Raw genomic sequence first — 26,688 nt, 5'->3', positions numbered from 1 at the left:
GTGTTCAAGGCGCAGCGGTGCAGCAGAGGGTTTAAAGCAAATCGTTGAACAAGGGTTCCGGAAGGCCTTTGACGCCTGGCTTCAAGGCGAACACGCCGCCGGCCAGAGATTGCGCATCGTGGTCGTCGCCCGGACGAATCGAGGCGACGAACAAGGTGTCCATCTGGCTGCCACCGAAGGCGCACATGGTCGGTTTCTTCACTGGCACTTCGAGCGAGAAATCAAGGCGCCCGTCCGGGGCAAAGCGGTGAATCAGGCCGGCGTCGTTGGCGCAGATCCAGTAGCAACCTTCGGCGTCCACGGCGGCGCCATCGGGGCGACCGGGGAAATGGTTCATGTCGACGAAAACGCGACGATTCGACGGCGTACCGGTGTCCGTGTCGTAATCGAACGCCCAGATCAGTTGCACGTCGGGATGCGAGTCGGACAGGTACATGGTCTTGCCGTCGGGGCTGAAACCGAGGCCGTTGGGAACGATGAAACCGTCGAGTTGCGCTTCGACCACCCCAGACTGTCCGGCGCCGTAGCGATAGAGCCGGCCTTCGGGCGCACTCAGGCCCATGTTCAGCACCATGCTGCCGGCCCAGAACCGACCCTGACGATCACAACGACCATCGTTGAGGCGCATGTCGTCACGCGGGTGCTCAACGCTGGCCAATCGTTCGCTGTCGAGACTGCCGTCGCTGTGCGGCTGCAGATGAAAAAAGCCGCTCTCCATGCCGGCGACCCAGCCGCCACCGCTGTGACGGGCGATGCAGGCGAGCATTTCCGGGGTTTTCCAGGCATGCACATGCCCAGTGTCGGCGCTCCAGCGTTGCAGGCCGCCGTTGGGAATATCCACCCAGTACAGCGCATTTTCCTCTGCCACCCAGACCGGGCTTTCGCCCACGGCGTTGCGGGCATCGACGATCAATTCGGCTTGCATACTCATTCCTTTGCGTCGTTGTCAGCGTGATCAGTCGCCGAATGGTCCGGCGGCGACAAACGCGCCGCCCTGATAGATCCGCGCCGGGTCATCGGCGGCCGGCATCGGTTGCGCTTCGACTTTTTCGCGGAACACTTCCGAGCTGTCCTTGGCCTCGAAGCCGAGGTGGCTGGCGAAGCGGTTGTCCCACCAGACATCCTTGTTGTCGGACATGCCGTAGACAATGGTGTGGCCGACGTTGGGCGTGTACAGCGAGTGTTCGAGCAATTGCGTGAGGTCGTCGAAGCTCAGCCAGGTGTGCATCATTCGGCGGTTTTGCGGCTCGGGGAACGAGGAGCCGATGCGGATGCTGACGGTCTCGATGCCGTAGCGATCAAAATAGAAACTGGCCATGTCTTCGCCGTAGGACTTCGACAATCCGTAGTAGCCATCGGGGCGTCGCGCGGAACTGGCGTCGAGCGGTTCGTCCTGTTTGTAGAAGCCGATGACGTGGTTGGAACTGGCGAAGATCACCCGCTTCACGCCATGCCGACGCGCCGCTTCGTAGATGTGGAAAACACCGCAGATGTTGGCGCCGAGAATCTCTTCGAATGGGCGCTCAACGGAGACGCCGCCGAAGTGCAGGATCGCATCCACGCCTTCGACCAATTGGTGCACGGCGTGTTTATCGGCAAGGTCGCAGACGACGATTTCTTCGCGATCATCGACCGCCGGGGCGAGGGCGGCGATGTCCGACAGGCGCAGGACATTGGCGTAAGGGCGCAGGCGTTCGCGCAGGACTTTGCCCAAGCCGCCGGCAGCGCCGGTCAGCAGCAGGCGATTGAATGGAGCACGGGGTGTGGAGGTAGACGTCATGGCAATCCCTGAACACATTGTTATTAGGTTTGTTGTAGGTTGTCGTATGACTGCGCTGAAGTATCGGTAGGGTTTCCGGAACTTGTCAACGCGACTTTTGGTGTAGATGACGGAAGGGGCTGATTCACTTTTCGATCACCACGATTCCTTGGCTGCAATGCAATCCCCTTGTGGGAGCGAGCTTGCTCGCGAAAGCGGTGCGTCATTGAAAGATGAATTGACTGACCCGACGCATTCGCGAGCAAGCTCGCTCCCACAGGGAATTCGGTGTGGCGACTGGCTTTACAGCAACGAAATCGGATAACTGATAAAGATCCGGTTTTCGTCAAACTCGTTGGTGCTGAAGTCCCGGCGAATCGTCGCGTTACGCCATTTCACGTTGAGATTTTTCAGTGGCCCGCTCTGCACCGTGTAAGCCAGTTCCGACTCGCGCCCCCATTCCTTGCCATCGGTGATGGTCCCGGTGTGCACGTTATCGCCACTGATGTAGCGGTTCATCAGGGTCAGGCCGGGAATGCCGAGGGCGACGAAGTTGTAGTCGTGGCGCAACTGCCAGGAGCGCTCTTTGGCGTTGTCATAACTCGCGTTGTAGCTGTCGTTGGCGAGGGTGCCGCCGCTGGTACCGTTGACCCGCATCCACGGGTCGTCGCCGTTGAGTTTTTGCAGGCCGACGTAGAAGGTGTTACCGCCGTATTTGGCCGAGAGCATGGCGAACGCGGTCTTGTTGTCGAGGTCGCCGGCCTGGGCGCTGCCGTCTTCCTTGCCGGTGAAGAAGCCGACGTTGGCGCCCAGCGTCCAGTCGCCCAACGGCTGGCTGTGGCTGAGGTTGAAATACTGCTGTTGGTAGATATCGCTGAGTTCGGCGTACCACACGCCGACCAGGGTGCGCTTGTCGTTGAAGGTGTATTCACCGCCGCCGAAGTTGAAGCGGTCCGAGGTGAACGCGCCGCGGCCGTTCATCGACATGTCTTCCATGCTTGCGTCGTTGCGCGGGCTGTTACCGCGGAACTGGCCGCCGTAGACGGTCAGGCCGTTGATCTCGGTGGAGGTGATCTGGCCGCCGCGGAAGGTTTGCGGCAGCGAGCGGCCATCGTCGGAACGCAGAATGGGCAGCACTGGCATCCATTCGCCGACCTTCAATTCGGTCTTCGACACCTTGGCCTTCAGCGCCACGCCGAGGCGGCCGAAGTTGTCGGCCGGGCGCCCGTCATCGTGGATCGGCAACAGCTGCGTGCCGCCGGTGCCTTTGCCGCCATCGAGCTTCTGCGAATACATCCCCAGCACATCGAGGCCGAAACCGACGGTGCCCTGAGTGAAGCCGGATTTGGCATCGAGAATGAAGTTCTGTGTCCACTCTTCAGCCTTGCCTTGCGGGTTGGCCGGGTTGACGAAGTTGCGGTTGAAGTAGGCGTTACGCAGGTTCAGCGTGGCTTTGCTGTCTTCGAGAAAGCCTTCGGCATCGGCGCTCATCGGTATGGCAAGGGCCAGGCTGCTGCAGCCGATCAGGCTCAGGGTGCAACGGTTGGAAAGGCGGGTTGGGCGGACGGAATTGCGGACACGTGTGCTCACTGTGACGCTCCCTGTTTCGATTGTTGTTTTTATTATTTGTCATACGTCGTCGTACAACATGGTTGCGGATATTTCCTAGGTTTCCCGGGAATGTCAACACTAAGTTATACGATGACCTTGTCGTGCCTGAATTCTCGATTTGCCGCTAAAACCTGTGGGAGCTGGCTTGCCAGCGATTGCGCAGTGTCATTCAACAAAGATGCTGGATATGCCGGCCTCATCGCTGGCAAGCCAGCTCCCACAGGGTTTGGTGGATGACAGGGGATGAGTGTGTTGCCGGTGAATTTGCGGCAAACTTCACCCACCTTCCGCCCAAGGCCTTTCCATGGATCAATACGCACCGCGCAACTGGCAGCCCCACGAAAAGCCCAGTCTGCCCGGTTCCCCCTCGACGCCGTTGCACTCCACCCCCAAGCGCCTGGCCTATGCGCTGGTCGGCGTGCTGGTGGCGGTGACCGGTGGCTTGGGCAACTCGCTGGTGGTCGCCAACCTGCCTTATCTGCAAGGCGCACTCGGCGCGACCACCGCGGAAATGGCCTGGCTGCCGGCGGCGTTTGTGATGACCAACGTGTCGATGAACCTGCTGCTGGTGAAGTTTCGTCAGCAGTTCGGTTTGCGCGCATTCACCGAAGTGTTTCTGGTGCTGTATGCGCTGGTGACCTTCGGCCATTTGTTCGTCAACGATCTGAATTCGGCGGTGGCGGTGCGGGCGGCCCACGGCATGGTCGGCGCGGCGCTGAGTTCGCTGGGCCTGTATTACATGGTTCAGGCATTCCCCGCGAAATGGCGGATGAAGGCGCTGGTGCTCGGCCTCGGCACCTCGCAACTGGCGCTGCCATTGGCGCGATTATTTTCTGAAGATTTACTGCAGATCGCCGAATGGCGCGGCTTGTACTTGTTCGAACTCGGCATGGCACTGCTCTCGCTCGGCTGCGTATTGCTGCTCAAGTTGCCGCCAGGCGACCGCTTCAAAACCTTCGAAAAACTCGACTTTCTGACCTTCGCCATTCTCGCGACGGGTGTGGCGTTGTTGTGCGCCGTATTATCGCTGGGGCGGATAGATTGGTGGCTGGAGGCGGACTGGATTGGCGTTGCTCTGGCATCGTCCATCGCGCTGATTATTGCCGGCCTGGCGATCGAACATAATCGCAGCAACCCGCTGCTGATGACCCGTTGGCTGGGCAGCGGAACGATGATCCGCCTGGCGCTGGCGGTGACCCTGATTCGCATGGTCACCTCGGAGCAGTCCACCGGTGCGGTGGGTTTCATGCAGAACCTGAACATGGGTTACGAGCAGTTGCACAGCCTCTACGTAGTCATGCTGATCGGCAGTGTCGCGGGGTTGTTGACCAGCGCACTGACGATTGATCCCAAGCACTTGCTGATGCCGCTGATCATCTCGCTGGGTCTGATGGCCACCGGGTCGGTGATGGACAGCTTTTCGAATAACCTGACGCGCCCGGAAAACCTGTATTTCAGTCAGTTCCTGCTGGCCTTCGGCAGCACGTTTTTCCTCGGCCCGACCATGGTCTTCGGCACCCGTAACGTGCTGACCAATCCGCGCAATCTGGTGAGCTTTTCGGTGTTGTTCGGGATCTGCAATAACCTCGGTGGCCTGCTGGGTGCGGCGCTTCTGGGCACCTTCCAGATCGTCCGGGAAAAATTTCACTCCAGTCACATCGTTGAGCACCTGACGCTGTCTGACCCTTTGGTGGCTGCGCGCGTGCAGAGCGGCGGCTCGGCGTACGGCTCGTTGCTGGCCGACCCGAGTCTGCGCAACCTTGCCGGTATTCGCAGCCTGGCCAACGCCGCGACCCGCGAGGCCAATGTGCTGGCCTACAACGATGTGTTCATGCTGATCGCCGTGATTGCGGTGTTGACCATGATCTGGCTGTCCATTCGTGCGCTGTGGCTGATGAGCACCACCAAAGCCGTCGCCCCTGCGCCTTCCGTACCTTCTAGCGGTGCTTCTACTTCATGACCGAACCGACCACCACAACCACCAATGCCATTGCCGCAACGCCTGAAGGTGTGGCGCCGCCATCATCACCGAACACCGAGCCGCGCTCGCTGCGGGTGCGGATCATCTCTTCAATGGGCTTCGCGGCGATTGCCATCGTCGGTGTGTTGATCGTGCTGTATGCCTGGCAATTGCCGCCATTCAGCAGTGCCGTCGAGACCACCGAAAATGCGCTGATTCGCGGGCAAGTGACGATCATCGGCCCGCAACTCGCCGGTTATGTCTATGAAGTGCCGGTGCAGGATTTCCAGTACGTGAAGGCCGGGGATTTGCTGGTGCGTCTGGACGACCGCATCTATCAGCAACGCCTGGACCAGGCGCTGGCGCAACTAGCAGTGCAGAAAGCGTCATTGGCCAATGTCGTGCAGCAACGCAACAGCGCCGAGGCGACGATTAAATTGCGTCAGGCCGTGCAGGCCGACAGCGAAGCGCAGTTGCGCAAAAGCGAGGCCGATCTGCGCCGCAACAAGGAATTGGTTAGCGACGGTTCGGTCTCCAAGCGGGAGATGGACGTGGCGCTGGCGGCCAATGCGCAGGGCGTTGCGGCGGTGGCGCAAGCCAAGGCCAATCTGGAAATTGCGCGTCAGGATCTGCAAACAGTGATCGTCAATCGTGGCTCGCTGGAGGCGGCCGTGGCCAGCGCCGAAGCGGCGGTGCAACTGGCGCGGATCGACCTGTCGAACACCCGCATCGTCGCTCCGCGCGACGGCCAGCTCGGGCAGATCGGCGTGCGCCTCGGCGCCTACGTCAACTCCGGTGCGCAGTTGATGGCGTTGGTGCCGAACCAGAAATGGGTGATCGCCAACATGAAGGAAACCCAGATGGACAATGTGCGCGTCGGGCAACCGGTGCGCTTCACTGTCGATGCGTTGAACCACCGCAAATTTACCGGACATGTGCAGCATATTTCGCCGGGGACCGGTTCTGAATTTGCCCTGTTGCAAGCAGATAACGCCACCGGCAACTTCGTGAAGATTGCCCAGCGGGTGCCGGTGCGGATCACCATTGATGCGGATCAGCAGGAAGATGAACGGTTGCGGCCGGGGATGTCGGTGGTGGTCAGCATCGATACCGCAGCGGGCGATACACAACCCCATTAAGATCCAAAGATCGCAGCCTTCGGCAGCTCCTACAGATTACCCATGTAGGAGCTGCCGAAGGCTGCGATCTTTTGATTTTCAGGTTGTGATCATCGGCGGCAGGGTACCGAGCAGCGAGACGGCCGCCACCGCACCAATGCCGAGCAACCACTCCAGCATCACACTGCGCCTGATTGCGCCCATCCGCTGTTCGCAATCTTCCATTCGCAAGCGATTGAACAGCGCCAGCCCAAGCATCCCCAGCACGATCAACGCCTTGATCAGCAGAATCAACGCAAACCCGCTGAGCAACGGTGTCGGCCACCATTGGCCGGTGAGCACGCGAACATTGATCAAACCGGTAATCAGCAACCCCGCGACCAGCGCATAACCGACCCCGCTGAAACGCCGCAAAATCGCCGGCATCGGCTCACTCGGCTGACGCAGAATCAACACCAGCAACAACAGCCCGCCCAGCCACGCCGCCACACAGGTCAGATGCACGATCTGGTTGAGAATCAGCAGTTGCCCGCTGACGCCATCGAGCATGGCGCCATGCCCGACCGGTGCCAGGGTCGCCAGCAACAACGCGCTCAAGCCCAACCGCAATGGCATGCTCGAACGCCAAGGTGTTAACAGCAACACCAACAGCGCGGCATTGATCAGCAGATGCCAACGCCACACCTGGCCAAAAAACGTATTACCCAGCACCAGCGCAACCGTATCCGGATCAAACGCCGCCGCTGCTGAGCCGGCCATGCTCGCCGTGATCAACAGCGCCCAGGCGATCCCGCTGAGCAGCGCCACAGCGCTCAGCCAGCGCGCCAGCCGCGCCAGGTGCCGATCCACTTGTGGCGCTTCATCCTTGAGCAGCAACGGCCTGAACAGCCAGGCCCCGAACAGCATCAACACCACGATGAAATGCACAAAGCGGCACAGCACCAGCGCTTCACTCATGAATTACTGGCCCACCTTGAACTGGTACGCACCTTCGCTTTTGTGCGTGTCGACCGACACCGCGTGCCATTCGACTTTGTATTCGCCGGCGGTCAGCGGAGCAGCAGGGGTGACGATCAGGGTTTTCTTGTCGCCTTCGGTGGTCAGCGGCTTGACCGCGACCGGTACGCCATCCTTGGTCACGGTGACTTTGGTAAAACTGGCTTCGACGCCTTCAGAAAAGGTCAGGCGCAAATCGGCGGGAGCAGCGACGGTGCTGTCGGCGGCGGGGGTCTGGCTTTTCAGGTGGGCGTGGGCGAATACAGAAGATGCGGCGAACAGCGAAGCGAGCAGGGCAGTGGTGGTCATGACGTTCTTGAACAGCATCGCGAATACCTCTGAGGCAGGAGTAAAGAAGCGTCAGTTTAGCCATCCGCTCGCCGCTGTACGAAGTTTTGTTTGCAGCGGTCGCCCGCGCACCAGAGCGGATGCTAGTCTTGGGCAACGCTGTTGTCAGGGAGCCCACATGGGCAATCACAAGATCGAGATTCGTCGCAGTAACGTCGAGAAAATCCTGCTGGCGGCGGAGAAAGTCTTCGCCGAAAAAGGCTTCGGCGGCACCGCCATGGCCGACATCGCGGCTGAAGTGCAACTGCCGCGTTCCAATCTGCATTACTACTTCAGCACCAAGAGCGAGCTGTACAGCGCGGTGCTGTTCGACCTGCTGGAAGTGTGGAAGCAGGACGCGCTGTGCTTCGAGATGTTCGACGACCCGCGCGTGGTGCTGAGCAGCTACATCCGCGCCAAGATGAACCACTCGCGCAGCCGGCCGTACGGCTCGAAAGTCTGGGCCAACGAAATCATCCACGGCGCGCCGACCTTGGGCGAGGCACTGGATGTCAGCCTGTATGACTGGGCGAAGATGAAGGAAGCGAAGATTCGCCAGTGGGTCGAGGACAAGCGGATTCTGCCGGTGGAACCGTCGAGTCTGCTGTACATGATCTGGGCGTCGACGCAGCATTACGCCGACTTTGATCATCAGGTGAATATTCTGAATGAGCATCAGCCGTTGTCGGACATGCAATTTGAGCGGGCGGTGCAGACGGTGACCAGTGTGATTTTGCGCGGGATCGGGCTGGAACCTTGAAGAGCAAGATCAAAGGCGACCCTCACCCCAGCCCTCTCCCGGAGGGAGAGGGGGCCGACCGAGCTGTCTCTCGAGGTACATCGACCTGAAAGATCGTATCGATTATGGATTCAGAACAGATCTTTCAAGTCGGTGCATCTCGCCAATATCCCCCAATCAGTCCCCTCTCCCTTTGGGAGAGGGTCAGGGTGAGGGGGCTGTTGGATCAGCCGCCGATCTAGACCGCAACGTGATACGGATTGCGCGGATCATGATTCCAGTCCAGAAACGGCTTGCCAGTCTCCATCGGCACCATCTCGATACAGTCCGCCACCGGACAAGTGATCTGACACAAATTACAACCCACACACTCCTCATCAATCACTTCATATTTATGCGTGCCGTCCGCCTGCTTGAGACTGCCAATCGCCTGATGTGACGTGTCCTCGCAAGCAATGTGGCAACGCCCGCAACCAATGCACGCCTCCTGATCAATCTTGGCGATCACTTGATAGTTGATGTCGAGGTACTTCCAGTCCGTGGTGTTGCCCACCGCACGCCCGGAAAACTCGGCAATGTTGGCGTAGCCCTGACTGTCCATCCACCGCGACAACCCATCCTTCATTTCTTCGACAATGCGAAAGCCATGCAGCATCGCCGCCGTGCACACCTGCACTGCGCCGCTGCCCAGTGCCATGAATTCCGCCGCGTCGCGCCAACTGCCGATGCCGCCGATGCCACAGATCGGCAGGCCCTGGGTCTGCGGATCGCGGGCAATTTCCGCAACCATGTTCAGCGCAATCGGCTTCACCGCCGAGCCGCAATAACCGCCATGGGTGCTTTTGCTGCCGACGGTGGGCAGGGCGACCATGTGCTCGAGATCGACGCTGGTGATCGAGTTGATCGTATTGATCAGCGACACCGCGTCCGCACCACCACGATGGGCCGCGCGGGCGGCGACGCGGATGTCGGTGATGTTCGGTGTCAGTTTGACGATCACCGGCAGCGAGCAATAGGTCTTGCACCAGCGCGTCACTTGCTCGACGTACTCCGGCACCTGACCGACCGCAGCGCCCATGCCGCGTTCAGGCATGCCATGCGGGCAACCGAAATTCAGCTCGATGCCGTCAGCACCGGTGGCCTCCACCAGCGGCAGAATGTGTTTCCACGATTCTTCGACGCACGGCACCATCAGCGAGACGATGATTGCGCGATCCGGCCAGTCCTTCTTCACCTGAGTGATTTCACGCAAGTTGATTTCCAGCGAACGGTCGGTGATCAGCTCGATGTTGTTGATGCCCAGCACCTCACGGTTATTGCCGTAATGCGCCGAGTAACGCGACGACACGTTGACCGCCGCCGGGTCCTCACCGAGGGTTTTCCAGACCACGCCACCCCAGCCCGCTTCAAAGGCACGGACCACGTTGTAAGCCTTGTCGGTCGGCGGCGCAGAGGCCAGCCAGAACGGATTTGGTGCTTTGATGCCAGCGAAGACTATCGACAGATCGGCCATTTACGCAGCCTCCACGTTAAGCATCAGTTGAGCGTTGATCGCCTCGGCGGCGCGTTTGCCGTGCTGCACGGCTTGCACGGTGAGGTCCTGGTCGAGGCTGGTGCAGTCGCCGCCGGCATACACGCCGGGGATGCTGGTGCGCAGATTTTCATCGACCTGAATGCGTTCGCCCTGGCGCTTGAGTTCACGGGCCAATGGGTCGGCGAGGGCGCTGCCGTCGAAGGCCTGACCGATGGCTTTGAAGATTGCATCCGCCGCCAGCTCGAAGGTTTCGCCGGTGGTTTGCAGGCGACCGTCGACCAGATCGGTACGAGCGAAACGCATGCCGCGGACATGGCCCTGAGCGTCGAGCAGCACTTCCTCCGGCTGTGCCCAAGTCAGCAGTCGCACCTGATTGGCTTTGGCGATGTCTTGTTCGTGACCGGTGGCGCCCATGTCGGCGGCGCCACGGCGATAGACCAGATTGACGTCGCGAGCACCGAGGCGGGCCATTTGCACGGCCATGTCGATCGCCGTATTGCCGGCGCCGAGGACGATGCAGCGTTCGGCCAGTGGCAGTTGCGTGAGGTCATCGGCCTGGCGCAGTTCGCGAATGTAATCGGTGGCGGCGAGCAGGCCCGGGGCATCTTCGTGGGGCAGGCCGAGTTGTTTGCTGGCATTGAGGCCGAGGCCGAGGAACACCGCGTCGAACTGCTGATGCAGTTCACTCAGCGTCAGATTCTCGCCAAGCTTCTGCCCATGACGAATCTCGATGCCGCCGATCTGCAGGAGGAAATCCAGTTCCTTCTGCGCGTAGTCGTCGACCAGTTTGTATTTGGCGATCCCGTATTCATTGAGGCCGCCAGCCTTCTCCCGCGCTTCGAAAATCACCACGTCATGGCCGTGCATGGCACTGCGATGGGCGCAGGACAAACCGGCCGGGCCGGCACCGACCACGGCGATACGTTTGCCGGTGGCGGCGGCGCGCTGGAACGGGTGTTCAGTGAAGTGCGCGTTGTCGACGGCGTAGCGTTGCAGCAGGCCGATCAGCACCGGCGCGCATTCCTGAGCGTTGTTGCGCACGCAGGCTTGCTGGCAGAGGATTTCTGTCGGGCAGACTCGGGCGCAACTGCCGCCGAGGATATTCGCTGAAAGGATTTTCTGCGCCGCACCGGGGATGTTGTCCTGATGAATGTTGCGGATGAACGAAGGAATATCGATCTCGCTCGGGCACGCATTCACGCACGGCGCGTCGTAGCAATACAGGCAGCGCGAGGCTTCCAGATGCGCCTGGCGGTCATTGAGCGGCGGCGCCAGATCGGTGAAATGCCCGGCGAGGGCGGCCGCGCTTTCGTGCGGGTGGGGGAGATGGTTCAGGGTCTCGATCACGGGTTTGTGCCTCACGGTTATTGAGGTTCTCTGCCTCTGATGGGCAGTGGTTTTTGTGGCGTTCGGGATGGCCTCATCGCTGGCAAGCCAGCTCCCACAAGGTTTTGTGAGCACCACAGATCCCTGTGGGAGCTGGCTTGCCAGCGATAGGCCGAAGGCCGCTTTCAGCGTTTCACAGCAGTCGGCTTGTGCAACTCAGCCCGCTTGCTCAGCAAATCAAACACCGCCGGATACGCCGGCCGTTCGATGTACCGCCCAGCCCCGCGCTCGGCGCGCAGGTCGCCATCGGCCCAGACCATGCGGCCCTGGCTGACGGTATGGCTGGGTACGCCGCGCACGGTCTTGCCTTCGAAGATGTTGAAATCCACCTGCTGATGGTGGGTCTTGGCGGAAATGGTGCGGGTGCCTTGCGGATCCCACAGCACCAGATCGGCATCGGCACCGACGCGAATCGCGCCTTTGCGCGGATAGAGATTGAATATCTTCGCGGTGTTGGTAGAGGTGAGGGCGACGAAATCCTGCATCGACAAACGCCCACTGTTGACGCCTTCGTCCCACAACACCGCCATGCGATCTTCGATACCAGCAGTGCCGTTGGGGATCTTGCTGAAGTCATCGCGCCCGGCGGCTTTCTGCTCGGCGCAGAAACAGCAATGGTCGGTCGCGGTGGTGTGCAGATTGCCATTTTGCAGCCCATGCCACAGCGCCTCTTGATGGCCGCGTGGACGGAACGGCGGGCTCATCACGTAACCCGCAGCGGTCTGCCAGTCCGGGTGTTGATAGACGCTGTCGTCGAGCAGCAGATGCCCGGCGAGGACTTCGCCGTAGACCGGTTGGCCCTTGCTGCGCGCATAGGTGATTTCGTCGAGGGCTTCCTTGGTCGAGACGTGCACCAGATACAGCGGCGTGCCGATGGTTTCGGCAATCCGAATCGCCCGACTGGCCGCTTCACCTTCAACCTGCGACGGCCGCGACAGCGGATGCGCTTCCGGCCCGGTGATGCCCTGGGCCATCAACTTGCGTTGCAGGTGATAGACCAGTTCGCCGTTTTCCGCGTGCACGGTCGGCACCGCGCCGAGTTCAAGGCAGCGCTCGAAACTCGCCACCAGCGTGTCGTCGGCGGCCATGATCGCGTTCTTGTAAGCCATGAAATGCTTGAAGCTGTTGATGCCGTGATGGCTGACCAGTTCGGCCATTTCCTCACGCACCTGCTCGCTCCACCAGGTGATCGCGACGTGAAAGCCATAGTCGGACGCCGATTTCTCGGCCCAGCCGCGCCACTGATGAAACGCTTCCATCAGCGACTGCTGCGGATTGGGAATCACAAAATCGATGATCGAGGTGGTGCCGCCGGCCAGACCCGCCGCCGTGCCGCTGTAGAAATCCTCACTGGCCACGGTGCCCATGAACGGTAGTTGCATGTGCGTGTGCGGATCGATGCCGCCGGGCATCAGGTATTGACCGCTGCCGTCGAGCACTTCGGCACCGACGGGAATATCAAGGTTTTCACCGATGGCTTTGATCACGCCGTCAGCGCAATAGACGTCGGCGCGGTAACTTTCATCATGGGTAACAACGGTGGCGCCACGGATCAACAGAGACATTCCGAGTTCCTCGCAGGCATTGACCGACTTGTGTCGGTTCTAGATGTTTTATTGATGTACAGCGTTGCAGGGCGTATTCCTGTCAGCGCTGTCAGGAATAGAAACTAGTCGCAGATTTGCAATAGATCAAGATTATTTTTTATAAGCTTATGACTGATTCAAGTGTATGAAAAATAACGATAAAAAATTAAAATCACCAAAATGGTGAGGCTGTTCACCATTTTGACGCACTTGACAGGATGGAAATATGAGCAAGATTTCCTATGTGAAATCAGCCGCTTGAAGTTGAGCTGCGGCTGCTCGCTCACAATGAAAATAAATGCAGTGCACCAGATTGAGTCCTGACAGTTCGGACAACTTGCCCGACGTTTAGCCTGAGCGTTCAGACAAGTTTCCGCGGACTCACCGGGTAAATAATTAAAACTGATGAATATCAGAAAGTTGCAAAGCGTTTGATACACCGCCCGATGCGCAAGCGGGGCCTCCGGCACGTTTATTGATGCCGCCGCTGACACCATGGCCGGTGCACGAAAGTTGTCAGTTCCTCCGGCCATCGTCCGGCTCGCACCCTCGTGTGCAAGCCGCCTGATGAGCAAAAAAATAATCAGAAGAACAGTGGAGCGGCCATGCAACAGAACAGATCGCAAGTGACCGAGCGCGACGGCTTGTTCGAACTCGAAGCCGGCAGCGACGTCCTCGACAGTCCCCGTTACAACCACGACATGGCACCGACCAAGGTGCGTGAACGAACCTGGAACAAATGGCACATCACCGCGTTGTGGGTCGGCATGTCGATCTGCGTGCCGACTTATACCCTCGGCGGCGTGCTCACGGCGTACTTCGGTTTGAGCGTTGGCGAAGCGCTGCTGGCGATTCTGTTCGCCAACGTCATCGTGCTGATTCCTCTCACGCTCAACGCATTCCCCGGCACCAAGTACGGCATTCCGTTTCCGGTATTGCTGCGCTCATCGTTCGGGATTCTCGGTTCCAACGTGCCGTGTCTGATCCGCGCGCTGGTGGCGTGTGGCTGGTTCGGCATTCAGACGATGTTTGGCGGGCTGGCGATTCACCTGTTTCTCGGCTCGGTGTTCGAGGGCTGGAAATCCCTTGGCGGCACGGGGGAGGTGATCGGCTTCATGGTGTTCTGGGCGCTGAACTTGTGGGTGGTGATTCGTGGCGCCGAGTCGATCAAGTGGCTGGAGACGTTATCCGCGCCGTTGCTGGTGGCGGTCGGCATCGGTCTGCTGGTGTGGGCGATGCCCAATGTGTCGATGACAGAGTTGATGGCGATCCCGGCCAAACGCCCAGAAGGCGCCAGCGTCTACGGTTACTTCGCCGCCGGGCTGACGGCGATGGTCGGTTTCTGGGCGACGTTGTCGTTGAACATTCCGGACTTCAGCCGCTATGCCAAGAGCCAGAAAGATCAGATTCTCGGGCAGATCATCGGCCTGCCGCTGACCATGTTTCTGTTCGCTGCGCTGGGCGTGGTGATGACCGCCGCGTCGGTGAAACTGGTCGGTGTGACTGTCTCTGATCCGGTCACGCTGATTGGTCACATTCAAAGTCCGGTGTGGGTCGCGGTGGCGATGGCACTGATCATCATCGCCACGCTATCGACCAACACCGCCGCCAACATCGTCTCGCCAACCAACGACTTTCAGAACATCGCCCCCAAGGTGATCAACCGCACCAAAGCGGTGTTGCTGACCGGGTTGGTCGGGCTGTTGCTGATGGGGCATGAGCTGCTGAAAAAACTCGGCTGGATCGTTTCCGAGGTCAGTCTGGAAAGTGTCTATTCCAACTGGCTGCTGGGTTATTCGAGCCTGCTCGGACCGATCGCCGGGATCATGGTGGTGGACTATTTCCTGATCAAGAAACAGCAACTGGACCTCGCCGGGTTGTACCGCGATGACGTGTATCCGGCGTGGAACCGGGCCGGGTTTCTCGCGTTCGGTGTGCCGGTGGTGCTGACCTTGTTGTCGCTTGGGAGCGATGCGTTCAGCTGGTTCTACAGCTATGGCTGGTTCACCGGCTCGGCGCTGGGCGGGATTATTTATTACGGGTTGTGCGTGATGCGTGCGCAGCCTTCTGCCGTGAAAACCGCGGTGTGAATGAGGGCCTCATCGCTGGCAAGCCAGCTCCCACAGGGATCGAGTCGTACACAAATTGTGTGTTCACTCAAAAACCTGTGGGAGCTGGCTTGCCAGCGATAGCGGTCTACCAGACACCACAGCGACATCCATAAGAAAAGCAGCCTGAGGAGATCCCCATGAACGCAGCCGTAGACGTTCTGCAATCAACCCATCAGCACATCAACCGCGATCGCCTGTGGGCGTCGCTCATGGAACTGGCCAAACTCGGCGCGACGGTCAAGGGCGGCGTCTGTCGCCTGGCCCTCACTGACCTCGACCGCCAGGCCCGCGACCTCTTTGTGCAGTGGTGCAAGGACGCCGGATGCAGCGTCACGGTCGATGCAGTCGGCAACATCTTCGCCCGCCGCCCGGGGCGCAATCCCGACCTGCCACCGGTGATGACCGGCAGCCACATCGATACCCAACCCACCGGCGGCAAGTTCGACGGCTGCTTTGGCGTACTCGCCGGCGTCGAAGTGCTGCGCACCCTCAACGACCTGAAAGTGGAAACCGAAGCACCGCTGGAAGTGGTGGTCTGGACCAACGAAGAGGGCTCACGGTTCGCCCCGTGCATGATGGGCTCCGGCGTGTTCGCCGAGAAATTCACCCTCGAAGAAACCCTCGCCAAAGTCGATGCCGACGGCGTCACCGTCGGTGAAGCGCTCAACGCCATCGGCTACGCCGGTCCGCGCGCAGTCAGCGGGCATAAAGTCGGTGCGTATTTCGAAGCACACATCGAGCAAGGCCCGATCCTCGAAGACGAGCAGAAAACCATAGGCGTGGTGCTCGGTGCGCTGGGGCAGAAGTGGTTCGACCTCAAGCTGCGCGGCGTCGAAGCTCACGCGGGCCCGACGCCGATGCACTTGCGCAAGGATGCGCTGGTCGGCGCCTCGGTGATCGTCGGCGCCGTCAACCGCGCCGCCCTCGGTCACCAGCCGCATGCCTGCGGCACCGTCGGCTGCCTGCAAGCCTATCCCGGCTCGCGCAACGTCATTCCCGGCGAAGTGCGCATGACCCTCGATTTCCGTCACCTGGAACCGGCGCGCCTCGATTCGATGATCGCCGAAGTGAAGCAAGTCATCGACGCCACCTGTGAAGAACACGGCCTGACCTATGAACTGACCCCGACTGCCGACTTCCCGCCGCTGTACTTCGAAAAAGGTTGCGTGGAAGCGGTGCGCGGCGCGGCGAAAGGCCTTGGCTTGTCGCACATGGACATCGTCAGCGGCGCCGGGCATGACGCGATTTTCCTCGCCGAACTCGGCCCGGCCGGGATGATTTTCGTGCCGTGCGAGGGCGGCATCAGCCACAACGAAATCGAGAACGCCGCGCCGGATGATCTGGCTGCCGGGTGCGCGGTGTTGTTGCGGGCGATGCTGGCGGCTTCGGCGATGGTGGCCGGAGGACAGCGGGCGGCTTGAAGATCAAAAGATCGCAGCCTTCGGCAACTCCTACAGGGAAACCATAAATCCTGTGCAGGAGCTGCCGGAGGCTGCGATCTTTTCGCTGTCACCACAACGTCATGAAAATGTGCGATTTTGCCGACCCATGAAAATCATCACCTCCGGCGCGTCCTATCTGGACATCGACGCCTATGCCTGCTGCATCGCCTACGCAGAATTACTCAACCTGCAAGGCATTCCCGCCCGCGCCGTCAGCAGCGCACAACCCAACGCCAGCGTGTCGCACACCGTGCTCGGCTGGGCTGCTGCTTTTGACGATTACCCGCCGACGCTGGACGATGAGTTTGTCCTGGTCGATGTCTCGGACTTTCACCATTTCGATCCGTTGGTGGTGCCAGAGCGAGTCGTAGAGATTATCGATCATCATCCCGGGTTCGAGCATTACTGGGCGCAGAAGCTTGGGTCTGCCGCCGATATCCGCCCGATCGGCGCTGCGGCAACCCAGATTTTTCAACGCTGGGAAGGCTCTGGTTTGCTATCCGCCATCAGCCCGCACAGTGCGGCATTGTTGGCCACCGCGATTCTCGACAACACGCTGAATTTCACCGGGCAAATGACCAACTCAGCGGACATCGAGGCCTACGCCGACCTCGCTTCACGGGCAAAACTGACCGTAGACTGGCCCCGGCAATATTTTCTCGAATGCCAGGCCAGCATCGAATCGGACCTCGCCGCAGCTTTGGCAGCCGACTCGAAACGGATGAAACCCGAAAGCAACCTGCCAAGCTTTTTTGCGCAAATGACCGTGTGGGATGCCGACGCTTTGCTGCAAAAACACCGGCCGATGATCAAGCGCTGGATGGCCGAGCAGGGCGATGACGGGCTGCTGAATGTGATCAGTATCCGCGACCGCAAAAGCTGCTTTCTGGCGCCAGCCGAGGTCAGCCAGCAAAAGCTCAATCGCTTGTTGCCACTCGACTGGCAGGCCGGATTGGCTGTGCGGGCGCCGTCAATGCTGCGCAAGGAACTTTTGAAATTGGCACTGGACGCGACCCGTCACTGCGCGCCAAACACCATCGTCCAGTAAACCCCTTCATCACTGCGTGCCTCACTGGCAAACCCGGCACCGACCTGGGTAAACATCGGGTTCATCAGATTGGCGCAGTGGCCGGGGCTGGCCAGCCATCCGGCCATGGCCTTGCCCGGTGAACGCTGCCCGGCGGCGATGTTTTCGCCGATTTGCCGGCCGCGATAACCCGCCGCGCGGGCGCGATCGGCAGGCAGGTCACCGTCCGGGTCCTGATGGGCGAAATAGTTGCCGTAGGCCATGGCTTTGCTGTGCCCCTGCGCGGCGGCGCCCAGTGCGGCGTTCCAGCTCAACGGGCGGGCGGCGGCGAAGCGCTGGCGGCCGCACATTCGTGGCCGGGCGCGCGCGGCATTGACCTCAGCGAGCAGCGCCTTGCCGACGCTGCGGTTATCGCCGACACGGCTGTCGAGCACCGGCTGCGCCAACACCACTTGCCATTCATTGCGTGAACGACTGACACCGATGTCGGCGTAGCTCGCATCCAGCAGCGCGGCGCAGTGGTCGTTCTGCAGCAGGTCGAAGGCTTCTTCGGCATCCTCGGCGCCGATTACGCGAATACTGCGCACCGCGACGGCGGAATAGCCGGACGACTTCAATGCTTCACGCATACCACCGGCGTAGCGATAACCGATCGGCAGAGCCAGGGTGGACTTCAGCGCCAACGGTGCCAGGCGCTGTGCCGGACGCCGATCGCAGCGCTGCGGATGGGCGCGATAGTCGTTGATGGCGGCCACCAGTTGGCGCTCCGCACCGGCGTGGGCGGTTTCAGCGAACAGTGGTGAAAGGATCAGCAGGCACAGCGAAACGAAGCGAGGCGAACGAACGGCGTGGCGCATGGGACAGGCAGCTCTGAAGAGGGACAGCGCGAAGGTTGAGTGAACCGCAGAAAGCGGCGCGGGTAGGACTGGGCTTTTTGGACTTGGTTCAAGGGGCGGGGAGGGGTTTTATTGTGGGGCGACGACTTGCTGCTTGTTTCAGGAAGATTAAGTGTGGTGGGACTGGCCTCATCGCTGGCAAGCCAGCTCCCACAGGGGACGGAGCCGTACACAAAAATGGTGTTCACCGCAAAAACTGTGGGAGCTGGCTTGCCAGCGATGGCGCCCGCCCAGCCAACACAAAAAGCACGGTTGAATCCCCATCAGCGATTCAACACATCCGCCATCCACTGCAAATACTGCGCATGGTCGGAGATCGAGTTATGCCCCGAATCCGGCACCACCCTGAGCACCGCCACGCCTTGCGGGAAGTTCTCCCGCAAACGCTGTGTGCTGGCGCGGGGGATCACCTCGTCGTCACTCGCCGCCAGCAGCAATGTCGGCACGCGGATATGCGCGGCGTATTTACCCGACTCGAAACGATCCTTGAGCAACCACGTCACCGGCACCCACGGGTATTGCCGCGCCGCGATTTCTTCGAGGCTGTTGTAAGGCGTCACCAGAATCAGCTGCTGCACCGGGCGCTGACTGGCCAGACGCACCGCCACGCCGGAACCGAGACTGCGCCCGACCACGGCAACCTGCGGGTGACTGGCGTAGACCTGATCGAACAGCGCCAGCGCATCCTCGGCAATCGCCGCCTCGGACGGTGAACCACTGCTGCCACCGAAACCGCGGTAGTTCAGCAGATACACCGCGTAATCGGGAAACGCCTCGGCAAACTCCGGCAGATTGCGCGACACGTCCTCGGCGTTGCCGCCGAAATAGATCAGCGCCCGGGGCCCGGCGCGCTCGCGGGTGACCACTGAAACCTGCGCGTCCGGCATCGACAAGGTCAGTTGTGAGTCGGCGCTTGTGACGGCATTGGGTTGCGGAAAATAGATCAGCGAGCGCTGAAAAAAGAACAGCGCCGCGCACAGCACCAGGTACACGGCAACGATCAATGCGACGAGTGACATCAGGGTTCGGGACATTCGGCTACTTTTAACGGTGTGTGAAGGTTGGCTGTCGCAGTGTAGTCCAGCCCTGCAACCGGGCCGCTCGCGGGCACAACCGGCAACAGATCCACGCAGCAGGGGAACCAGCATGAGCCACACTGAGGGTTACTCCCGTCGCCGATTGCTCACGCTGGCTGCCGGGGTTTCGGCGGTCTTCACCTTTGATCGGGCGTTGGCCAATGCCACGACGCCCGCGACCACCGGAGGCCACGCCATGCAGACCCGCGCCATCCCGTCCAGCTCCGAGTCGCTGCCCATCGTGGGGCTGGGCACCTATCGCGGCTTCGACGTCGCCCCCGGTGATCCGGCCTACCGGCAATTGCCGGCGGTGCTTGATGAACTGTTCACCAAGGGCGGTACGCTGATCGACAGTTCGCCGATGTATGGCCGGGCAGAGGAAACCACCGGTGAGCTGCTGTCGATCCACGAACCGCGTTCGCCGGCGTTTCTGGCGACCAAGGTGTGGACGCGCGGGCGCGAGGAAGGCATCGCGCAGATGGAGCAATCGTTCAGCCTGCTGCGTACCGAACGCATCGACCTGATGCAGATCCACAACCTGCTCGACTGGCAGACCCACCTGCCGACCCTGCGTGAATGGAAAACGCAGGGGCGCATCCGCTACATCGGCATCACCCATTACACGCCCTCGGCCTACGACGAAGTCGAGGCGGTGCTGAAGGCCGAGCCACTGGATTTTCTGCAAATCAACTACGCCCTCGATGACCGTGGCGTGGAAAAACGCCTCCTGCCGCTGTGTCGCGAGCGTGGCGTGGCGGTGATCTGTAATCGGCCATTCGGCGGCGGCGGTTTGCTCGCGCGGCTCAAAGGCAAACCGCTGCCGGGCTGGGTGTCGGATGTACAGGTCAACAGCTGGCCGCAACTGGCGTTGAAGTTTCTGCTCTCGCATTCGGCGGTGACTTGCGTGATCCCGGGCACGGGCAATCCGCGTTACATGGCCGAAAACGCCAAGGCCGGGTTCGGGCCGATGCTCACGGATGCGCAGCGCCATCAGTTGATTGCGTTGGTGGGCTGACGATGTCGCCAGCGACCGTCATTTAGAGTTGATTCCTCAGCACATTAATTTCCAAATGGTCTGAAGGACTGTCATATCTGACAGTTGGAAGGCTTTTGGTGGCGAGCAATCATGGAGACTCCAGTTTCCCGGAAGAAGAACAATCATGGACGTGCACAGCCGCAGATGTGCTTATTTCACTGGGGTGTGTCTCGTCTTGATTTTGTTCGCGGCCTACGCCTTTGAGGAACAGTACGTGTGCATGGGCATGCAACGCGGGCAGATTGCGACGGTATCTGCAAGCTCTGTGGAGGCGGCAGTCAAAATCGCCAAGGCGTGCTGGGGCGCTGCCGGTTGTTATAAAAAGTGACAAGCCATCAGCCGCGATAGCGCAACGCCTCCAGCAACAGGGCAAACGCCGGCGCAGCCTGACGTCGGCTCGGGTAATACAGGTGATACCCGGCAAACGTCGGGCACCAATCCTCCAGCACTTGCCGCAGACGGCCCTCGGCCAGATACGGCGCGACGATGTTCTCCGGAATGTAGCTCAGACCAAAACCATCCAGCGCGGCATCGAGCAACGGGTAGACGCCGTTCAGAGTGATTTGCCCGGACACCCGTACTTTCAGGCTTTCCCCATCCTTCTCGAATTCCCAACTGTACAGCCCGCCGTTGGTAGGCAGGCGCAGGTTGTTGCAGGCGTGATCGGTCAAATCCCTTGGCGTTTGCGGTGGGGTGCGTTTGGCGAAATAAGCGGGTGAACCCACCACCGCCATGCGCATGTCGGGGCCGATACGGGTGGCGATCATGCCTTGCGCGACATCTTCGCCAAGACGTACACCGGCGTCGAAACCCTGACCGGCAATGTCGACGAAACCATAGTCGCAGCTCACCTCGATGCTGATGTCCGGGTACTGCGGCAGAAAGTCCTTGAACACCGGACGCAGCAACCAGTCCAGCGAATGGTCGGTGGCGTTGAGACGGATCTTGCCCGCCGGGGTGTCGCGCAGGTTGCTCAGGGCGGCGAGTTCCACTTCTATTTCTTCGAAACGCGGGCCGATGGTTTGCAGCAGATGCTCGCCGGCTTCGGTGGGCGAGACGCTGCGCGTGGTGCGCGTCAGCAGGCGCAGGCCCAGACGGGCTTCGAGTGCGCGGATGGTATGGCTCAGTGCCGATTGCGAGACGCCCAGTTTGGCCGCGGCTTTGGTGAAACTGCGCTCTCGGGCTACGGCGAGAAAGGCGAGCAGGTCGGTGGCATTTTCACGCAGCATTGATGAGTTTCCTGCATAAGTTTTTTCGAATTCTAGTCGATTATCAGAAGAGTTGGCGTCGGTAAAGTGGTGGCATTGTTTATCTGGAGGAACCGCCATGAACCCGATTGCCGCTTCTGCATTGACCCTTTCCCTGTTGGCGGGTGAGGTGCAGGCCAATGAAACTCCACGAGTGACCGTCACGCCGAATGGTTCGCAACCTTCGGCCAAGGGCCCGGCAGATTGGTTCACTGGCACTGTGCGGGTGGATGCGCCGTTCAAAGGCACAGACGAGGCGCGGGTCAGTGGCGCGACGGTGACGTTTGAGCCGGGCGCGCGTACCGCGTGGCATACGCATCCGTTGGGGCAGACATTGATCGTTACGGCCGGTGCCGGTTTTGTGCAGGAGTGGGGGCAGGCGGTTCGTGAGATGCGTCCTGGGGATACGGTGTGGATTGCGCCGGGGGCCAAGCATTGGCACGGGGCGGCTGCGACCACGGCGATGACACATATCGCTATTGCTGAAGTACTGGATGGCAAGGTGGTTGAGTGGATGGAACAGGTGAGTGCCGAGGAGTATCCGCGAGCGGACTGAAAGCTGTCAGGTAGCGCACTAGCACCCCATGCTAGTGCGCCACCTGTTTTTCCCTCACCCCAGCCCTCTCCCAGAGGGAGAGGGGGCCGACCGAGGCGTCTTGCGTCATGCATCGACCTGAAATGGCTGTGTCGATTATGGATTCACAGCAGGACTTTCAGGTCGGTGAAACTCTCCAATATCCCCGGATCAGTCCCCTCTCCCTCAGGGAGAGGGCTAGGGTGAGGGGCTCTTTTCAGGCGTTTAGATCATCTCCGGCAGTGAAGAGAGGATTTTATCGAGGGTGATCGGATACTCCCGCACTCTCGCCCCCGTAGCGTTGTAAATCGCATTCGCCACCGCCGCGCTAACCCCGCAAATCCCCAACTCACCGACACCCTTGGCCTTCATCGGCGAAGACACCGGATCGGTCTCATCGAGGAAAATCACCTCCTGATGCGGAATGTCGGCATGCACCGGCACTTCATACCCCGCCAGATCATGATTGACGAAAAAGCCCAGCTTCTTGTCCACCGCCAACTCTTCCATCAGCGCCGCACCGACACCCATGGTCATCGCGCCGATCACCTGGCTGCGCGCCGCTTTCGGGTTGAGAATCCGCCCAGCCGCGCACACCGCCAACATGCGGCGGACTCGCACTTCACCAGTCGCCGCATCCACCGCAACCTCAACAAAATGCGCACCAAACGTCGACTGCTGATACTTCTCGGCCAGATCACCGAACTCGATGCTGTCCTCGCCGACCAGCGCGCCGCCTTCTGCCGCATTGCGCAACGGTACGCTCTTGCTGCCGAGCCGCACCTGACCGTCGACAAACTCCGCCTGATCCGCCGCCATGCCCAGTTTGCCCGCCACCGCTTCACGCAGCTTCATGCATGCGGCGTACACCCCGGCGGTCGAGCAATTGGCCCCAAATTGCCCGCCGGAACCTGCCGACACCGGAAAGCTCGAATCGCCCAGATGCACGCTCACATCCTTCAAACCAACGCCCATCATTTCGGCGGCGGTTTGCGCGATGATCGTGTAACTGCCGGTACCGATGTCGGTCATGTCGGTTTCCACCGTGACCTTGCCATCACGCTCCAGCCGCACCCGCGCGCCCGACTTGACCAGCAGGTTGTTGCGGATCGCCGCCGCGACACCCATGCCGATCAGCCAGCGACCCTCACGCCGCGAACCCGGTTGCGCATGGCGCTGACTCCAGCCGAATTTTTCCGCACCGGTTTGCAGGCATTCGACGAGACGTCGCTGCGAAAACGGCCGCTCGGTTTTCACCGGGTCGACCTGGGTGTCGTTAAGGATGCGGAACTGGACCGGATCAAGCTTGAGTTGCTCGGCCATTTCGTCCATGGCAATTTCCAGCACCATCAATCCCGGGGTTTCGCCGGGCGCGCGCATGGCGTTGCCTTCGGGCAGGTTCAGGGGGGCCAGACGCATGCTGACCTGGCGATTTTCAGCGGCGTACAGCAACTGACTCGGTTGCGCCGCGACCTCGACTTTGCCCTCCGCCAGATTGCCCGACCAGCCTTCATGGGCGATCGCGGTGAGTTTGCCGTCCGCCGTTGCGCCCATGCGAATGCGCTGAATCGTCGCCGGGCGGTGGGTGGTGTTGTTGGCGATCTGCGGGCGGGCGAGGGCGACTTTCACCGGTCTGCCGGCCATCCGTGCACCGAGGGCGGCGAGGATTGCATCGGCGCGAATGAACAACTTGCCGCCGAAACCGCCGCCAATGTAGGGCGAGATCAGCCGCACTTTTTCCTTGGGCAGGCCAAGCGTCGTGGCGATATCGCCGACGCTCCAGGCAATCATCTGATTCGATGTCCACAGGGTCAGTTGATCGCCTTTCCACGCGGCCAGCGTGGCGTGTGGCTCCATCATCGCGTGGGACTGATCCGGCGTGGTGTAGGTCTGGTCGAACTGCACCGGTGCGGCGGCGAAGGCCTTGGCGAAATCACCGTGGCTGACGTCGGGCAGTTCATCTTTCGGCTCGACGCCTTGGTCGCGCACGCTGGCCAGATCGAATTCGCCCTTGGCCGCGACGTAGTCGACTTTGACCATTTGCGCAGCCGCGCGGGCTTGCTCGAAGGTCTCGGCGACTACCAGTGCGACAGCCTGGTGGTAGTGCTGAATCTCCGGCCCGGCCAACAGATGCGCGGCGTTGTATTTGCCCTTGCCGAGCTTGCCGGCGTTGGCGGCGGTCACGATGGCCAGCACACCCGGAGCGGCTTTGGCTGCGTCAAGATCGATGTTGTTGATCTGCCCCTTGGCGATGGCCGAACCGACCATAAAACCATAAGCCTGATTGGCCACCGCTTCATGTTGTTCATAGGCGTACGGCGCCTGACCGCTGGTTTTCAATGGGCCTTCGATACGGTCGGTGGGTTGGCCGATGACTTTCAGTTGGTCGATCGGGTTGGTGGCGGCGGGCGTGTCGAATTTCATGCTTTTTCCCTCGCTTGCGCCAACACCGAGCCGAGTGTGCGCTCGACCAGGGTCAGTTTGAATTGGTTGTCGTGGGTCGGCGTGGCGCCGTCGAGCAGGCGTGCGCTGACGGCTTTGGCGCCTTTCGGCAGCAGCGCTTCGGCGGCCTCGACCCGCCATGGTTTCGGCGCGATACCGCCGACGGCGATGCGAGCGCTGCCGTCCTTTTGCAGGATCAGACCGACCGAGACCAGCGCGAACGCATAGGACGAGCGATCACGAACCTTGTGATAAACGTGGGTGCCGCCGAGCGGCGCGGGCAGTGTCACCGAGGTGATGAATTCGCCGGGGGTGAGGCTGGTTTCGATGTTCGGCGTGGTGCCGGGCAACTGATGAAAATCGGCCATGGCGATACTGCGGGTCGAGCCGTCGGGTTTCACCGTTTCAATCTGCGCATCGAGGGCACGCATGGCAATCGCCATATCACTCGGGTGCGTGGCGATGCACGCGTCGCTGACGCCGATAATCCCCAGTTGCCGACTGACCCCGGCAATGGCTGCACAACCACTGCCGGGTTGGCGTTTGTTGCAGGCCTGATGGGTGTCGTAGAAGTACGGGCAGCGCGTGCGTTGCAGCAGGTTGCCGGCGGTGCTCGCCATGTTGCGCAACTGCCCGGAAGCCCCGGCGAGCAGGGCGCGGGTGAGCAAGGCGTAATCTTTTCTGACGCGCGCGTCGGCCGCCAGATCGGTGTTGCGCACCAGCGCGCCAATGCGCAATCCGCCTTCGGGCGTGGCCTCGATCTGGTCCAGCCCGAGGTGATTGACGTCGATCAGGTGCAGCGGCGTTTCGATGTCGAGTTTCATCAAATCCAGCAGGTTGGTGCCGCCGGCGATGAAGCGTGCGCCTTCGACCTGTGCGGCTTGCGCAGCGGCAGCGGCGGGGGAGTCGGCGCGGCTGTAATTGAACGGTCTCATGCCGGCACCTCCGCGACTTCAGTGATCGCTTCAATGATGTTCGAGTAGGCGCCGCAGCGGCAGATATTGCCGCTCATGCGCTCCTGAAACTCACGGGCAATCAACTGCGGCGCCTCGGTGAGGCTCTCACTGACGTGGCTGGGGATGCCGTCGCGAATTTCTTTGATCACCGCCACCGCCGAGCAGATCTGCCCCGGCGTGCAATAGCCGCATTGATAACCGTCGTGTTTGATGAACGCGGCCTGCATCGGGTGCAGATTGTCCGGCATGCCGAGGCCTTCGATGGTGGTGATCTCGCTGCCTTCGTGCATCACCGCGAGGGTCAGGCAGGAATTGATCCGTCGGCCATCGGCGATCACCGTGCAGGCACCGCACTGGCCGTGGTCGCAGCCTTTTTTGCTGCCGGTCAGGTGCAGGTGTTCGCGCAGTGCATCGAGCAGGGTGGTGCGGGTGTCGACGTCCAAATCACGCGGCTTGCCGTTGACGTTGATGGTCACTCTACTCATGGCCGGTTTCTCCAGATTGGCGGCGTAGGCCTTGAGGCTGATAAACGGCGGCATTGCGAACGCCGTCGCAGTGACGGCGCCGAGGATCAGAAATCTGCGTCGGGAAATCGTCATGGTTCGATTCCTTTTCTCTCTTCATCAGGGCAGCAGGGTCATGGATGGCCCAAGCGGGCAGCCAGCGTCATCGCCGGTCTCGTTAAGGAGTGACTGCTGGAGAGAGGAAAAGGTTTTGTCGGATTTTCGCTATAGAGTTATGCGTGTGGCTCATTAATCTTTTATACGACACGGAACCCTGTAGGCCTTCGCCTGCTCGCGATGGCGTCTAGTCGGTCAACATGAGTGCTGAATGACAGGGCCTCATCGCTGGCAAGCCAGTTCCC

Annotated in this window: 23 protein-coding genes; 9 read left to right on the top strand and 14 right to left on the bottom strand. The window is 60.7% G+C overall.

The window, feature by feature from the left end; all coding sequences use genetic code 11:
• Positions 1–31: 31 nt before the first annotated feature.
• The 3 genes from ACIF4X_RS05470 to ACIF4X_RS05460 all read right to left on the bottom strand — a co-directional run bounded on the left by ACIF4X_RS05470 (position 32) and on the right by ACIF4X_RS05460 (position 3,349).
• On the bottom strand, positions 32–925 hold the full coding sequence (locus ACIF4X_RS05470) for an SMP-30/gluconolactonase/LRE family protein (protein ID WP_397481278.1): 894 nt from the start codon (positions 923–925) through the stop codon (positions 32–34).
• Positions 926–955: 30 nt separating this feature from the next.
• Positions 956–1,780, bottom strand: coding sequence for an NAD-dependent epimerase/dehydratase family protein (locus tag ACIF4X_RS05465; protein ID WP_397481277.1), 825 nt, complete (start codon positions 1,778–1,780; stop codon positions 956–958).
• A 282-nt stretch (positions 1,781–2,062) separates the two neighbouring features.
• Positions 2,063–3,349, bottom strand: coding sequence for an OprD family porin (locus ACIF4X_RS05460; protein WP_397481276.1), 1,287 nt, complete (start codon positions 3,347–3,349; stop codon positions 2,063–2,065).
• Positions 3,350–3,674: 325 nt separating this feature from the next.
• Between ACIF4X_RS05460 and ACIF4X_RS05455 the strand changes: the two genes are divergently transcribed.
• On the top strand, positions 3,675–5,330 hold the full coding sequence (locus ACIF4X_RS05455; protein WP_397481275.1) for an MFS transporter: 1,656 nt from the start codon (positions 3,675–3,677) through the stop codon (positions 5,328–5,330).
• Positions 5,327–6,469 (top strand): HlyD family secretion protein, encoded by a 1,143-nt coding sequence (locus tag ACIF4X_RS05450; RefSeq protein WP_397481274.1) that lies wholly within the window; start codon positions 5,327–5,329, stop codon positions 6,467–6,469. Before ACIF4X_RS05455 ends, ACIF4X_RS05450 begins: the two co-directional genes overlap by 4 nt.
• A gap of 78 nt (positions 6,470–6,547) precedes the next feature.
• Here the strand turns inward: ACIF4X_RS05450 and copD are convergent, their stop codons facing one another.
• Together copD and copC are read right to left on the bottom strand one after the other, a co-directional pair.
• Complete coding sequence (gene copD, locus ACIF4X_RS05445) at positions 6,548–7,405, bottom strand: copper homeostasis membrane protein CopD (RefSeq protein WP_397481273.1); 858 nt, start codon at positions 7,403–7,405, stop codon at positions 6,548–6,550.
• Between the two features lie 3 nt (positions 7,406–7,408).
• Entirely contained in the window at positions 7,409–7,771 is a 363-nt protein-coding gene (gene copC, locus ACIF4X_RS05440; protein WP_397481272.1) for a copper homeostasis periplasmic binding protein CopC, read from the bottom strand.
• 139 nt (positions 7,772–7,910) lie between these two features.
• Here copC and ACIF4X_RS05435 point away from each other — a divergent pair, with 139 nt between their 5' ends.
• Positions 7,911–8,531: a TetR/AcrR family transcriptional regulator gene (locus ACIF4X_RS05435; protein WP_038365564.1), complete on the top strand. Its 621-nt coding sequence runs from the start codon at positions 7,911–7,913 to the stop codon at positions 8,529–8,531.
• A 217-nt stretch (positions 8,532–8,748) separates the two neighbouring features.
• Here ACIF4X_RS05435 and preA read toward each other — a convergent pair whose 3' ends face one another.
• From preA to hydA, 3 genes are all read right to left on the bottom strand, one after another.
• The gene (preA, locus tag ACIF4X_RS05430; protein ID WP_397481271.1) at positions 8,749–10,023 is read right to left on the bottom strand and encodes an NAD-dependent dihydropyrimidine dehydrogenase subunit PreA; all 1,275 of its coding nucleotides are present in this window, start codon (positions 10,021–10,023) and stop codon (positions 8,749–8,751) included.
• Complete coding sequence (locus ACIF4X_RS05425) at positions 10,024–11,391, bottom strand: NAD(P)-dependent oxidoreductase (RefSeq protein WP_397481270.1); 1,368 nt, start codon at positions 11,389–11,391, stop codon at positions 10,024–10,026.
• 164 nt (positions 11,392–11,555) lie between these two features.
• Complete coding sequence (hydA, locus tag ACIF4X_RS05420; protein ID WP_397481269.1) at positions 11,556–12,995, bottom strand: dihydropyrimidinase; 1,440 nt, start codon at positions 12,993–12,995, stop codon at positions 11,556–11,558.
• Between the two features lie 626 nt (positions 12,996–13,621).
• On the opposite strand from hydA, the gene ACIF4X_RS05415 reads away from it, so the two are divergent.
• The 3 genes from ACIF4X_RS05415 (at position 13,622) to ACIF4X_RS05405 (ending at position 17,617) form a co-directional block, all read left to right on the top strand.
• Positions 13,622–15,106 (top strand): NCS1 family nucleobase:cation symporter-1, encoded by a 1,485-nt coding sequence (locus ACIF4X_RS05415; RefSeq protein WP_397481268.1) that lies wholly within the window; start codon positions 13,622–13,624, stop codon positions 15,104–15,106.
• Positions 15,107–15,264: 158 nt separating this feature from the next.
• Positions 15,265–16,548: a Zn-dependent hydrolase gene (locus ACIF4X_RS05410; RefSeq protein WP_397481267.1), complete on the top strand. Its 1,284-nt coding sequence runs from the start codon at positions 15,265–15,267 to the stop codon at positions 16,546–16,548.
• A 127-nt stretch (positions 16,549–16,675) separates the two neighbouring features.
• On the top strand, positions 16,676–17,617 hold the full coding sequence (locus ACIF4X_RS05405; RefSeq protein ID WP_397481266.1) for a bifunctional oligoribonuclease/PAP phosphatase NrnA: 942 nt from the start codon (positions 16,676–16,678) through the stop codon (positions 17,615–17,617).
• Here ACIF4X_RS05405 and ACIF4X_RS05400 read toward each other — a convergent pair.
• Together ACIF4X_RS05400 and ACIF4X_RS05395 are read right to left on the bottom strand one after the other, a co-directional pair.
• Positions 17,587–18,453, bottom strand: a complete 867-nt coding sequence (locus ACIF4X_RS05400) for a CAP domain-containing protein (protein WP_397481265.1) — start codon at positions 18,451–18,453, stop codon at positions 17,587–17,589. The genes ACIF4X_RS05405 and ACIF4X_RS05400 overlap by 31 nt on opposite strands.
• 302 nt (positions 18,454–18,755) lie before the next feature.
• Positions 18,756–19,526, bottom strand: a complete 771-nt coding sequence (locus ACIF4X_RS05395; protein WP_397481264.1) for an alpha/beta hydrolase — start codon at positions 19,524–19,526, stop codon at positions 18,756–18,758.
• 238 nt (positions 19,527–19,764) lie between these two features.
• Between ACIF4X_RS05395 and ACIF4X_RS05390 the strand changes: the two genes are divergently transcribed.
• Both ACIF4X_RS05390 and ACIF4X_RS05385 read left to right on the top strand, forming a co-directional pair.
• Complete coding sequence (locus ACIF4X_RS05390; RefSeq protein WP_397481380.1) at positions 19,765–20,583, top strand: aldo/keto reductase; 819 nt, start codon at positions 19,765–19,767, stop codon at positions 20,581–20,583.
• A gap of 145 nt (positions 20,584–20,728) precedes the next feature.
• Positions 20,729–20,932 carry a hypothetical protein gene (locus ACIF4X_RS05385; protein WP_397481263.1) on the top strand — a complete coding sequence of 68 codons (204 nt, stop codon included), beginning with the start codon at positions 20,729–20,731 and terminating at the stop codon, positions 20,930–20,932.
• Positions 20,933–20,939: 7 nt separating this feature from the next.
• Here ACIF4X_RS05385 and ACIF4X_RS05380 read toward each other — a convergent pair whose 3' ends face one another.
• Positions 20,940–21,833 carry a LysR family transcriptional regulator gene (locus ACIF4X_RS05380; protein ID WP_397481262.1) on the bottom strand — a complete coding sequence of 298 codons (894 nt, stop codon included), beginning with the start codon at positions 21,831–21,833 and terminating at the stop codon, positions 20,940–20,942.
• A 97-nt stretch (positions 21,834–21,930) separates the two neighbouring features.
• Here ACIF4X_RS05380 and ACIF4X_RS05375 point away from each other — a divergent pair, with 97 nt between their 5' ends.
• Positions 21,931–22,407, top strand: coding sequence for a cupin domain-containing protein (locus ACIF4X_RS05375; protein ID WP_397481261.1), 477 nt, complete (start codon positions 21,931–21,933; stop codon positions 22,405–22,407).
• Between the two features lie 243 nt (positions 22,408–22,650).
• On the opposite strand, the gene paoC is transcribed toward ACIF4X_RS05375, so the two are convergent.
• From paoC to paoA, 3 genes are read right to left on the bottom strand one after another with little or no spacing between them, the layout of a single operon-like run.
• Positions 22,651–24,849: an aldehyde oxidoreductase molybdenum-binding subunit PaoC gene (gene paoC, locus ACIF4X_RS05370; protein ID WP_397481260.1), complete on the bottom strand. Its 2,199-nt coding sequence runs from the start codon at positions 24,847–24,849 to the stop codon at positions 22,651–22,653.
• A complete protein-coding gene (locus tag ACIF4X_RS05365; RefSeq protein WP_397481259.1) occupies positions 24,846–25,802 on the bottom strand; it encodes an FAD binding domain-containing protein in 957 nt (318 codons plus the stop codon). Before ACIF4X_RS05365 ends, paoC begins: the two co-directional genes overlap by 4 nt.
• Positions 25,799–26,422 (bottom strand): aldehyde dehydrogenase iron-sulfur subunit PaoA, encoded by a 624-nt coding sequence (gene paoA, locus ACIF4X_RS05360; protein ID WP_397481258.1) that lies wholly within the window; start codon positions 26,420–26,422, stop codon positions 25,799–25,801. The genes ACIF4X_RS05365 and paoA overlap by 4 nt, the downstream gene beginning before the upstream one ends.
• Positions 26,423–26,688: the final 266 nt, after the last annotated feature.

It is taken from the genome of Pseudomonas sp. NPDC085632, assembly GCF_044541255.1.
GTDB lineage: Bacteria > Pseudomonadota > Gammaproteobacteria > Pseudomonadales > Pseudomonadaceae > Aquipseudomonas.
This window is presented reverse-complemented; position numbering and strand designations above follow the sequence as displayed.